This is a genomic window from Candidatus Rickettsia tasmaniensis, assembly GCF_036857515.1.
Classification (GTDB): domain Bacteria; phylum Pseudomonadota; class Alphaproteobacteria; order Rickettsiales; family Rickettsiaceae; genus Rickettsia; species Rickettsia rickettsii.
In genome coordinates, this window is record NZ_JAQCNX010000027.1 from 1 (window position 1) to 9928 (window position 9928).

Below are 9928 nucleotides of genomic sequence, written 5' to 3' on the forward strand. Positions count from 1 at the left end.
GCAGATATCTGATTTACCGGATAATTACTCTATTTTGGAACTTGGAAGTAATATAGGGCTTGTAGGTTATGAAATACAAAAACGTTTTCCGGAAAGTTTTACTTTAACCGGTGTAGAAGTTTCTGCTTTAATGAATGAGTTACAAGAAACATATTACCCGAACACTAAAATTTACGATCATATATATAATATTGCTATCGATGAATTTTTAAAACAAAACTCTAATAAATTTGATATTATTTTTAGTTTTTGCGGATTATCGTTTACTAACAATTTAATAGAATATTTTAATTTAATATACTCATCTCTTAATAAACAAGGGTATTTTGCCCTTTGTTTACCGAATGCGATGAAGACACAATTTTCAGTAAAACGCAAAGAATTTATTTTTAACTTGAATGAAATAAATAATTTTTTACAAAAAAATAATTTTACTATATTAACTTCGGAAGAAATAATACTAGCGGAAAACAATAAATATAGTATTATTGTTTGTAAGAAAACAGCATAAATCAATGAGAATATTAATGATATTATCCATTATTTTATGTTCATTATCGATAAGAGCTGATCTTGAATATGTTGATAATGACATATATAACTATAATGGTGGAAGAAATGGAAACGGTTGCTTGGAAGTTTGTGATCCATACGAAAAGTTTAACCGTAAAGTGTTTGTATTTAATTCTGTGTTAGATTATATAATATTGCGTCCTTTAGCGATAGGTTATAAGAACATCACGAATGATTACGTAAAAGCACGCGTTAATAGTTTTATCAGTAATGTCGATACACCGCTTACGGCGGTAAATTACGGGCTTCAGTTAAATTACGATAAAACTATGAAAAGCGTTTGGCGGTTTCTCATTAACACGACGCTTGGCATAGGCGGTTTATTTGACGTGGCAGGTAAAGTAGGTTTGCCGTCTGATCGTCAAACTTTCGGTAGTACCCTCGCACATTATGGAATTGCCCCAGGTCCTTATTTAATATTGCCGATAATCGGTAGTACTAACGCAAGAGATATGACGGATTCGGTAATTACTAATTATGCTCTTAATCCATTAATGTACTACACTCATAATGATTTTAACTTAGGAGTACTAGCGGTTAGTAAAATAAACGATCGATATGTTGTATTACCGTTTAGTGATTATGTGATGAAGAATTCTACCGATCCTTATGTGGCTATTAGATCAGCATTACATCGTGCTCGTGAAGCATCGATTCAATATCCTGAAAATTTTAAATGTCCTAAACCCAAGAATTAATGCAATTAAAGAGGATTATATGCAAAAAATTATTACAGGTTTATTTTTATTAGTTATGACGTTTTCTGCTTATTCTAATGAAAAAGTGCCTGCCGGTTTGAACAGTTACGTTACTAATTTAGTAAATGAAGCTTCTAGTATATTAAACGATAGTAAGTTATCTGAGCGAGTAAAAATTGCTAAAGCACGTGAGTTAATGTCTCAGAACCTAGATTTTGATTGGATGGCTAAATATACATTAGGCAGAAATGGGATAAAAACTTTATCAGGTGGGCAGGTTCAGGAATTCATCAAAGTTTACTCTAAATATGTTACTAAATCTTATACTGATTTAATAAAAGATTATAAAGGCAAACAGCCTAAAATAGTAGGAGTTCGTCCTTTAAGCTCGACCGATTTTATGGTGGTTATGAATATCATTAGTAATAAAGAGCAAGACCCTATTAAAGTAGAATATCTTGTACGTGAAATGAAAGGAAACGGAAAAGACGTTTTTAAAGTTTCTGATATAATTACGGAAGGTGTAAGTCTTATTGGAGCTCAACAAGACGAGTTTACCGATACTTTAAAAAATCAAGGCTTTGAGGCACTAATACAAAAATTAGAAAGTCGTTCTTAAGCTTATTTCACTGTCATCTTAAATAGTTATTGTGAGGAGGTATTGTTGCGTAGACACCTAGTCGTCATTGCGAGGAAATTGCATAGCAATTGACGAAGCAATCTCAGGAGTTTGTTATTATTGCATGAGATTGCCACGCAGTCTACGACTGCTCGCAATGACGATTAGATATCCATGCAACAAAGCCTGCTCGCTAATAGCGTTAAACAACATAAATCATTCACATGAAAATCTTAAGCAGGCAGTAGTAATAAGTTACTCGCAACGCGTTTAGCTACAGCATTAAATATTAAATATATTGAGCCGGGAATTACCTATTTCAATGATTCCAAAATAAAAGTAGAAATTCAAAAATCGTTTCATAATGAAGATATAATCATAGTACAATCCACATCAAAACCCGTTAATGATCGCTTAATTGAGTTGTTTTTGCTAGTAGATGCAGCAAGAAAAAGCGGGAGCAAATCGAATAATTTTAGTAATGCCTTATTTTGGTTATGCAAGGCAAGATAATATAAATTCTCAAAATATAATTCCTGCTAAGTTAATAGCAGATTTTTTAGAGAAGCTCGGAGTAAACCATGTAATTACTATTGATTTACACTCCGATAAAATAGAGAAATTTTTTAATATTCCTATTTCTAATCTTGAACCTATAAATTTATATATCCCGTTTTTAAGAACTTATAGCAATTTCGTTATAGTTGCACCTGATAAAGGAAGTATCAATCGAGTTCAAAAAATTAGTAATTTACTAAATATAGATTCAGCTTATATAAACAAAGAAAGGGATATAAATAATAATTGCGAGATGATATCAATAACAGGTAGTGTAGAGGGCAAAAATTGTATATTAATTGATGATATTATAGATAGTGGAGAAACCATCGTAAAAGCAGCAAGATTTTTAAAAGAACATTCGGCTTTATCGGTTAGTGCTTTTATAACTCATGCAGTGCTTTCTGCCGGTTCTAAAAATTCGATAATAAACCTCTTGGAGAACGAAGCTAATAAAGAGGAATTTGTAGGAAACACGGAACGCAGCATCGCAGCGTACACTTTAGTACGTGAGGATGCAAGTACTGGATTGACGTACAAATTACCTTTAGAAGCAAGTTATGCAAGAGGTTTATTAGACAATATTTTTATCACGGATACTATAGAAACAAGTGACTTATCTACAAAATTTCATATAATACCCGTATTGTCTATCATCGTAAAAGAGTTAATAAATATACTATGAGCTTGTGTACTGTAGAAATAAATCTATCTACAATAAAAAATAATTATCTTTTATTACAAGATATTTGTAAAACCTCATTAGTCGGTGCTGCCGTTAAAGCTAACGGTTACGGTCTTGGAGCAGTACAAATTTCTAAAGCTTTAATAGAAGAAAATTGTAGGCATTTTTTTGTGGCCTCAAGTGAAGAAGGAGTGAATTTACGCAACGCTTTAGGATTAGATGTTAATATTTTAGTTCTTAACGGCGTTTTTGAACATGATGCTTTAGAGCTGATAGAATATAATTTAACACCTGTCCTAAATAACTTAAAACAAATAGAAATTTGGCAAAAATTTAGTAATTTGAGAAACCGATTATTGCCTTGTTATTTACATTTCAATACGGGGATTAATCGTCTTGGCTTAAGCTCTGATGAGATAGAGCAGCTAATTAATGATCGTGATTTGTTAAAAGGGCTAGATTTACAATATATTATAAGTCATCTAGCTATATCCGAGGAAATAGATAATCCTTATAATCTAGAACAATTAAACAGATTTAAAGCTTATTTACAATATTTCCCAAACGTCAAAGCAAGCCTTGCTAATTCCGGCGGCATATTTTTAGGACAGGATTACCATTTTGATTTAGCAAGACCGGGGGCAGCCTTATACGGTCTTAATCCCTTAACAAAGAATCCCGTAACCTTAAAAGCTCCTATAATTCACTTACAGAATTTGACACTAGATAGCCATATCGGTTATAATATGATTTTTACAACTAAGCGTGATAGTGTCATTGCAACGTTACCGCTTGGTTATGCCGATGGGTTTAGTCGTAATTTTAGCAATCAAGGCGAAGTATTTATTAACAGTCGCAGCGTTCCTATAGTAGGGCGAGTATCGATGGATTTAATAAATATCGATGTTACCGATCTACCACCGTCCGAGATTTTTCTAGGGCAGGAAGCGGAAATTATCGGAAATTATTGCACGCCCGATAAAATAGCGAGTATTATAGGTACTATCGGGTATGAGGTATTAACTAACCTTGGTAGTAGATATAAAAGAAAGTATATCGGGTAGATCATACCATGGCTTGACCACGGTATCCAGAAAAAAATTAAAAAAGACTGGATCCTGTGATCAAGTCGTGAGATGACATTAGAGGTTACTGGATTCCTGCTTTCGCAGAAATGACATAGCGTACTTAAATTAAATAGAAAAAATACAAATGTTATTCAACATAGCTAATTCGGTCGGTAAACGTACTATAAAGTTTGCACAAAGTGTAGGTAGTTTTTCTCTATTTAGCTTTGCTGCCGTTAGCAGTATCATAAGACCGCCTTTATATTTGAGTTTAATCATCAGACAATTATTATTTATCGGGTTTCACTCGCTTCCGGTTGTTGCGATGACGACTTTTTTCTCAGGGGCGGTACTTGCATTACAGAGCTATATCGGTTTTTCCCGTTTCTCAGCTGAAAGCTCTATTGCAACGGTAGTAGTATTGTCGCTGACTAGAGAGCTTGGACCTGTCTTAGCCGGACTAATGGTAGCAGGAAGAGTTGGGGCATCAATCGCCGCCGAAATAGCCACAATGAGAGTAACGGAGCAGGTAGATGCTTTATATACTTTATCTACCGATCCTATTAAATATTTAGTTTTTCCAAGAGTAATAACAGCTATTATTACAATGCCTTGTCTTGTTTTAATCGGGGATATAATTGGTGTTATGGGCGGTTATTTGGTAGGGGTATATAAACTTGATTTTAATAGTGCAGCTTATTTAACAAGTACTTTTCAGTATTTAGAACCGATTGACGTAATTTCCGGTCTTGTTAAAGCGGGAGTTTTTGGGTTTATTATTTCTATAATAAGTTGCTATAGCGGCTATTATTCAGGTAAAGGGGCTAAGGGAGTTGGAAGAGCAACTACCTCGGCAGTAGTGAATTCTTCTATCCTTATCTTAATCAGTAATTATTTAATAACCGAATTATTTTTTAAAGTATAGGTATACTCGTTTAATTTGAAAAATTGGTTTTGTTGTTTTATATTTTTTGATCCTCACGTACGTTTATGTACGCTGCAGTCAAAAAATATAAAACGCCTAGCTCTTTTCCAAATTAAACGAGTATACAGTTTTTTTGTTTATTTGGAGTATGCATGAGTGTAGAAGAATTTAAAATTAAAATTCGGTCATTATATAAATCATTTGCTAATCATAAGGTGTTAGACGGAATAGATTTGGATGTAAAAAAGGGCAGTTCATTAGTTATTTTAGGTGGTTCTGGTAGCGGCAAATCGGTTCTAATTAAAAATATAGTAGGATTGATTAAACCTGATAAAGGTAAAATTTTTATTGATAATGTAGAAATCCAAGATATCTCAAGTAAACAAAAATTTGAGATTATGGACGGTATAGGTTTTTTATTCCAAGGCGGAGCATTATTTGATTCCTTAAATATACGTGATAATATTACTTTCGAGACTAAAAAATTATCTAAGAAAGAAAAAAACGACCTTGCCGTTGCAAAGCTTAATTCCGTTGGTTTATCCCCTAGAATACTCGAGCTTTACCCTGCCGAATTATCGGGAGGAATGCAAAAAAGAGTAGCCCTTGCTAGGGCTATTTGTAGTACACCGTCGATTTTATTTCTTGATGAACCGACCACAGGGCTTGATCCTATCATGGCAAATGTTATCAACGAATTAATTATAAAAATCCAAGAAGAGTTAGGGGCAACTATGATTACTATAACTCATGATATGATTAGTGCCACAAAAATAGCTAAAGAAGTAGCTATGATTTATCAAGGAAAAATTAAATGGTACGGTAGTAAAGATGAAATGCGTAATAGTGATAATCCTTATTTAAAACAATTTATAAATGGATTAACTACTGGGCCTATAGAGGTATAAAATGTTTAAGAACTTATTATGTATAATAATATTTCTAGGTATAAATCTAAATGTTTATGCTATAAATTCTAGCTCTTATACGACAGATGATATAATAAAAATAGTAATTATTCTTGGAATAGTTATTTTAATTTTTAGTCCTGCAAAATTCCGTATAATCGTTATCGGTACTATGTTAGGCTTGTCTTGTGCCTATTTCACGTATAAATACATCGTACCTATCTTTATTTCTTTACTAAATGGACCATAAAGATAAATATTGCTATTAGTGATGCCCCACATCTCAGCTATTTTCTCTTCTAATAGTATCAATTTAATATTCTACAATTAATCTAAAGCTCTAACTCCCCCGTGATAGCCATCTAATTCAAAAGAATTGGGATGTATATTTTTACATGCATCTAAACCTATTATAAATCATATTAGTATTATTATCAATACCATTTAAAGTAGTACGAATATCTTCCAAGTATTTAGATGATTTAGGCGAATCATTACCTCCAATTATTCGTACTTTTATTAAATCTTGTTCTATCAATTCATTCTGATTAAAGTCAGTAATTAATTGCTCTAACTGTTGTGAATTGATATTTCTAGCTAATGCTATTTTATTTAATTTTACGGAAAAGAAACTACAGGCAATCTCTTCATTTAAATCTTTAGTATAAATTACTAAATCATCATTTATATCAAAAATTTTATATTCTTGTGAGTTAATTTCAATTTGCATAGTTTATTTACTTTGTTGATTATTTTTGTGTAAAGCAATATTTTTATTGGGCAGAGTATAGCTAGGTGCAGCTATTTTTGTCTTAGTACTTATATTTTTTTTAATATCTTATCACTTGTTAAGTTTAATTTTGGTTCATTTTTTGTTTTATTACTACTAAAAATATTTATGAACAAATCTTTTATTTTTTGTACACTTTTTTGTATCCAGGATTTTTTAATATTACTATCTTGTTGGTAGGTAGAATGAGTGAGTGCTAATGTTTTATTAATTTCTGAACGTACACTTTCCAACGGATTTAAATTGTTAGATAATAAATAATCAGTTTTAGCTATTAAATTATTTACAATTTTTGTTTGTTCTTGATCACTTAGATTCAATTTGTGAACTCGATTACTAATATTTTTAGTTACTACATTTTTTACTAATTTTGGATTAGTGTTTTGAATTTCCTCTGCTACTTTAGTAAGTGGTCTTGATATTTGATTAGATTGCCATGTGTCCATAGAATTAGGATTTTGATTAGATCCTAATAAATATTGCTGAATAATATGTTTTTGTTGGATTTCATTTAAAGAGCGATTAGGTATATTTTTATTTTTAGTTAAATCAAAAGCTTTATAAAGTGCAGGAGTATTACTTCCTATACTTAAATGTACTTGTCTAGCAGCGGTTGTTTTATCCTCTCTACCCGGAACAGTTACCTGTTATTGGATCAAATATAATTCCTGATGGGGCTCCCTTGTCTTCTATATCTGCAGATTTTATATTTACGTTAGCGTGGTTATTTAATTCTTGTGTTATTTTACGAATATTACCATCTGATACCGCAATTGATACTGTAGATCTATCACGCCCTCCTACTAAATAAGCTTCTAATTTAGTATTAGGAGGAAAGTTGCTTATTACATCATGTGTTAAAGAACTAGCATCAGTAAATCTGTCAACATGGGCTAATGCAGTTCTTTTAGTTAATGGATCATGTAAAATTACAGCAACGCATTGTTAATGTTATCAGTGCCTATCTGTTCTTTATCAGAAAAACCAACTTTATGCTGTTCCACACGAACAGCTTCATAATCAACTATACCTTGCTGTAACGAGTAAGCATATGCATACTGCGCTATTGAATTTTCTTTACGGTTTTGAGTTTTATAAGCAGCTCCTAAAGCTAATCTTGCCATTAATTCTTTAGCTTGGTCATTATTAGCTTGGCTTTTTATTAAAATTGCTTCTTGCTTTTTAATAAATTTACCCAATGTTCCTTGTTGTTGATGTGCAGTGACTAATTCTTTGTATGAATTTTCTACATTATAATATTGCTTTGCTTCAAAAGAATTCTCTATGCTATTTTGAAATTGTTGAATAGCATTATCAAACAGTCCCAGCTGTTGATAGCTACGTCCTATCATAGTATTAATATAGGAAAGAAAATTACTGTCAGTTTGACCTATAGCAATTTGTTCAGCTTGTTGTAGTTGTTTAAGAGCAACAAGATGGATTGCCTTTGCTATATAATTTTAATCCTTCATTATACAAAAAGCTGCTTGATTATAATCAATTTGCTCCTTTGTACTTAATGGTTTTGGAGTAAGATTACTAATATATTCAGGAAAACTTGAAGGCAACTCTCCTAATTTTTTAATTAGTTCGGTGCTATTACCTTGAACTGGCTTCCCATTAATAAGCATAGATTTATAATAGTTTAATTAATTTATATTTTTATATAAAACTCTGTTATTTAATAAAAATCAAGCATTAGCTAATACTTAGCTACAAAATAATTATCTCTTGACACTAGGGGAGTATTGCTTTATATTTTTCATCTATTGTATATACTATACTCGATGAACTTCAAAATTGGCTACGTCGTTCTACAAGATCTGCGGTGCTCACGTATTAAGTATACGCTCCGCTCCTCGGTTTGTGAACTCTTAGCTCTTTTCGAAGTTGATCTTCGTATATGACTCTTCATTTACTTGAAGTATATTTTATAAGTTTTAAGGTATTTAGCTTATGTCTCGTAAGTGCGAACTCACAGGTGTGGGTGTTTTATACGGCAACAATGTATCACATTCTCAGCGTAAAACTAGAAGACGTTTTGAACCTAATCTAAGATCGGTTAAGTTTACAAGTGATATAACAGCCGGGGAATATAGATTATCGGTTAATGCTAGATGTATTAGTTCAGTGGAAAAAGCCGGGGGTTTTGATGCATATATTCTAAAAGCCGATGATAATGTTTTATCAAGTAACGCTAGAGCTATTAAGAAAAAAATAATTCAGACTAAAACGGCAAAATCATTATGAAAAGCGGTATACATCCAGAATATGAAAAGTTTTTGATTAAAGTAGGAAGCGATGTTTTTGAAACAATGTCTACTCATCCTACAGGTGAAATTTTAATGGATGTTGATTTTAGAAAGCATCCGGCATGGAATAAAGATTCCGGAAATGTAGTAAATCAATCGAACAAAAGTGTTAGTGATTTCAATAAAAGATTCTCAGGTCTTTCTTTTGGTAGTAAGAAAGAAGCTAGCTAGGCTTTGTTTGTGGATAACAAATCGTCATTGCGAGGAAATTGCATAGCAATTGACGAAGCAATCCAGTAAACAATTCTGATTTATAGAATTTTTTTATTATTTTTTCTGGGTTGCCGTGCAGTCTACGACTATTCGGTATCTACGCAAGAATGACACTAACAATATTCACGTAGTTATTGGACTAAGTCAAAATATAACACAGATAAATCATCAATTCTCAATTATTGCGGGGTGGAGCAGCTCGGTAGCTCGTCAGGCTCATAACCTGAAGGTCGTTGGTTCAAATCCAGCCCCCGCTACCATATTTTTTAATGTCATGCCTAGGCTCACTTATAGCGTTATTGAAGTCTGCTGATGCCATTCCTAACTCAGTGTTGTTGCATGGTTTGGTTTTCCTGTCATTGCGAGAAGGCATTATTGCGTGGTTCGGTAAAATTCGCTGCGTTACCCCGTGGCTTGACCACGGGATCCAGTTAAAAATACTAAAATTATTAGTATTTTTTATTGTTTTTATGGACCCCGTGGTCAAGCCACGGGGTAACGCAGCGAATTTTACCGAACCACGCAATAATGCCTTCTCGCAATGACGACTTGGTATTCACGCAGGCAATGCCGAATTACA

At 32.5% G+C, this 9928-nt stretch carries 13 protein-coding genes, 1 tRNA gene and 4 pseudogenes; 13 read left to right on the plus strand and 5 right to left on the minus strand.

Annotated elements, in window-relative coordinates; genetic code table 11:
* The 10 genes and pseudogenes from O6R16_RS06485 to O6R16_RS06530 all read left to right on the plus strand — a co-directional run.
* Positions 1 to 511: methyltransferase domain-containing protein (locus O6R16_RS06485; protein ID WP_499680499.1), on the plus strand; the 511-nt coding region annotated here is incomplete at its 5' end.
* Positions 512 to 515: 4 nt separating this feature from the next.
* Positions 516 to 1271, plus strand: coding sequence for an MlaA family lipoprotein (locus O6R16_RS06490; RefSeq protein ID WP_499680508.1), 756 nt, complete (start codon positions 516 to 518; stop codon positions 1269 to 1271).
* Positions 1272 to 1290: 19 nt separating this feature from the next.
* Complete coding sequence (locus O6R16_RS06495; RefSeq protein ID WP_499680500.1) at positions 1291 to 1890, plus strand: MlaC/ttg2D family ABC transporter substrate-binding protein; 600 nt, start codon at positions 1291 to 1293, stop codon at positions 1888 to 1890.
* 297 nt (positions 1891 to 2187) lie between these two features.
* Positions 2188 to 2403 (plus strand): ribose-phosphate pyrophosphokinase-like domain-containing protein, encoded by a 216-nt coding sequence (locus O6R16_RS06500; RefSeq protein WP_499680509.1) that lies wholly within the window; start codon positions 2188 to 2190, stop codon positions 2401 to 2403.
* Positions 2372 to 2821, plus strand: a pseudogene (gene prs, locus O6R16_RS06505) (ribose-phosphate diphosphokinase); the annotation flags it as partial. The gene O6R16_RS06500 and the pseudogene prs, both read left to right, overlap by 32 nt.
* Before the next feature lie 24 nt (positions 2822 to 2845).
* Positions 2846 to 3049 (plus strand): annotated as a pseudogene (locus O6R16_RS06510) (palindromic element RPE1 domain-containing protein); the annotation flags it as partial.
* A gap of 80 nt (positions 3050 to 3129) precedes the next feature.
* Complete coding sequence (locus O6R16_RS06515; RefSeq protein WP_499680501.1) at positions 3130 to 4197, plus strand: alanine racemase; 1068 nt, start codon at positions 3130 to 3132, stop codon at positions 4195 to 4197.
* A gap of 148 nt (positions 4198 to 4345) precedes the next feature.
* Positions 4346 to 5125: an MlaE family ABC transporter permease gene (locus tag O6R16_RS06520; RefSeq protein ID WP_499680502.1), complete on the plus strand. Its 780-nt coding sequence runs from the start codon at positions 4346 to 4348 to the stop codon at positions 5123 to 5125.
* Positions 5126 to 5277: 152 nt separating this feature from the next.
* Positions 5278 to 6033 (plus strand): ABC transporter ATP-binding protein, encoded by a 756-nt coding sequence (locus O6R16_RS06525; protein ID WP_499680503.1) that lies wholly within the window; start codon positions 5278 to 5280, stop codon positions 6031 to 6033.
* 1 nt (position 6034) lies between these two features.
* Positions 6035 to 6283 (plus strand): DUF5510 family protein, encoded by a 249-nt coding sequence (locus O6R16_RS06530; RefSeq protein ID WP_004996738.1) that lies wholly within the window; start codon positions 6035 to 6037, stop codon positions 6281 to 6283.
* 77 nt (positions 6284 to 6360) lie between these two features.
* Here the strand turns inward: O6R16_RS06530 and O6R16_RS06535 are convergent.
* The 4 genes and pseudogenes from O6R16_RS06535 to O6R16_RS06550 all read right to left on the minus strand — a co-directional run bounded on the left by O6R16_RS06535 (position 6361) and on the right by O6R16_RS06550 (position 8454).
* Positions 6361 to 6571: pseudogene (locus O6R16_RS06535) on the minus strand (hypothetical protein).
* A 281-nt stretch (positions 6572 to 6852) separates the two neighbouring features.
* Positions 6853 to 7269, minus strand: coding sequence for a hypothetical protein (locus O6R16_RS06540; RefSeq protein ID WP_499680504.1), 417 nt, complete (start codon positions 7267 to 7269; stop codon positions 6853 to 6855).
* A gap of 181 nt (positions 7270 to 7450) precedes the next feature.
* A pseudogene (locus tag O6R16_RS06545) lies at positions 7451 to 7947 on the minus strand (hypothetical protein).
* Between the two features lie 336 nt (positions 7948 to 8283).
* Positions 8284 to 8454, minus strand: a complete 171-nt coding sequence (locus O6R16_RS06550; RefSeq protein WP_499680505.1) for a hypothetical protein — start codon at positions 8452 to 8454, stop codon at positions 8284 to 8286.
* Between the two features lie 325 nt (positions 8455 to 8779).
* Between O6R16_RS06550 and rpmB the strand changes: the two genes are divergently transcribed.
* From rpmB to O6R16_RS06565, 3 genes are all read left to right on the plus strand, one after another.
* Entirely contained in the window at positions 8780 to 9073 is a 294-nt protein-coding gene (rpmB, locus tag O6R16_RS06555; protein ID WP_004996729.1) for a 50S ribosomal protein L28, read from the plus strand.
* Positions 9070 to 9306 (plus strand): 50S ribosomal protein L31, encoded by a 237-nt coding sequence (gene rpmE / locus O6R16_RS06560; RefSeq protein WP_499680506.1) that lies wholly within the window; start codon positions 9070 to 9072, stop codon positions 9304 to 9306. The genes rpmB and rpmE overlap by 4 nt, the downstream gene beginning before the upstream one ends.
* 225 nt (positions 9307 to 9531) lie before the next feature.
* Positions 9532 to 9608, plus strand: a tRNA-Met gene (locus O6R16_RS06565).
* Here O6R16_RS06565 and O6R16_RS06570 read toward each other — a convergent pair.
* Positions 9587 to 9874 (minus strand): hypothetical protein, encoded by a 288-nt coding sequence (locus O6R16_RS06570; protein WP_499680507.1) that lies wholly within the window; start codon positions 9872 to 9874, stop codon positions 9587 to 9589. The two genes, O6R16_RS06565 and O6R16_RS06570, sit on opposite strands and share 22 nt — an antisense overlap.
* Between the last annotated feature and the right edge of the window lie 54 nt (positions 9875 to 9928).

Coding starts and splice junctions, on each gene's coding strand:
- O6R16_RS06490 (WP_499680508.1), top strand. CDS start 516: ATGAGAATATTAATGATATTATCCATTATTTTATGTTCATTATCGATA.
- O6R16_RS06495 (WP_499680500.1), top strand. CDS start 1,291: ATGCAAAAAATTATTACAGGTTTATTTTTATTAGTTATGACGTTTTCT.
- O6R16_RS06515 (WP_499680501.1), top strand. CDS start 3,130: ATGAGCTTGTGTACTGTAGAAATAAATCTATCTACAATAAAAAATAAT.
- O6R16_RS06520 (WP_499680502.1), top strand. CDS start 4,346: ATGTTATTCAACATAGCTAATTCGGTCGGTAAACGTACTATAAAGTTT.
- O6R16_RS06525 (WP_499680503.1), top strand. CDS start 5,278: ATGAGTGTAGAAGAATTTAAAATTAAAATTCGGTCATTATATAAATCA.
- O6R16_RS06530 (WP_004996738.1), top strand. CDS start 6,035: ATGTTTAAGAACTTATTATGTATAATAATATTTCTAGGTATAAATCTA.
- O6R16_RS06540 (WP_499680504.1), bottom strand. CDS start 7,269: ATGGACACATGGCAATCTAATCAAATATCAAGACCACTTACTAAAGTA.
- O6R16_RS06550 (WP_499680505.1), bottom strand. CDS start 8,454: ATGCTTATTAATGGGAAGCCAGTTCAAGGTAATAGCACCGAACTAATT.
- rpmB (WP_004996729.1), top strand. CDS start 8,780: ATGTCTCGTAAGTGCGAACTCACAGGTGTGGGTGTTTTATACGGCAAC.
- rpmE (WP_499680506.1), top strand. CDS start 9,070: ATGAAAAGCGGTATACATCCAGAATATGAAAAGTTTTTGATTAAAGTA.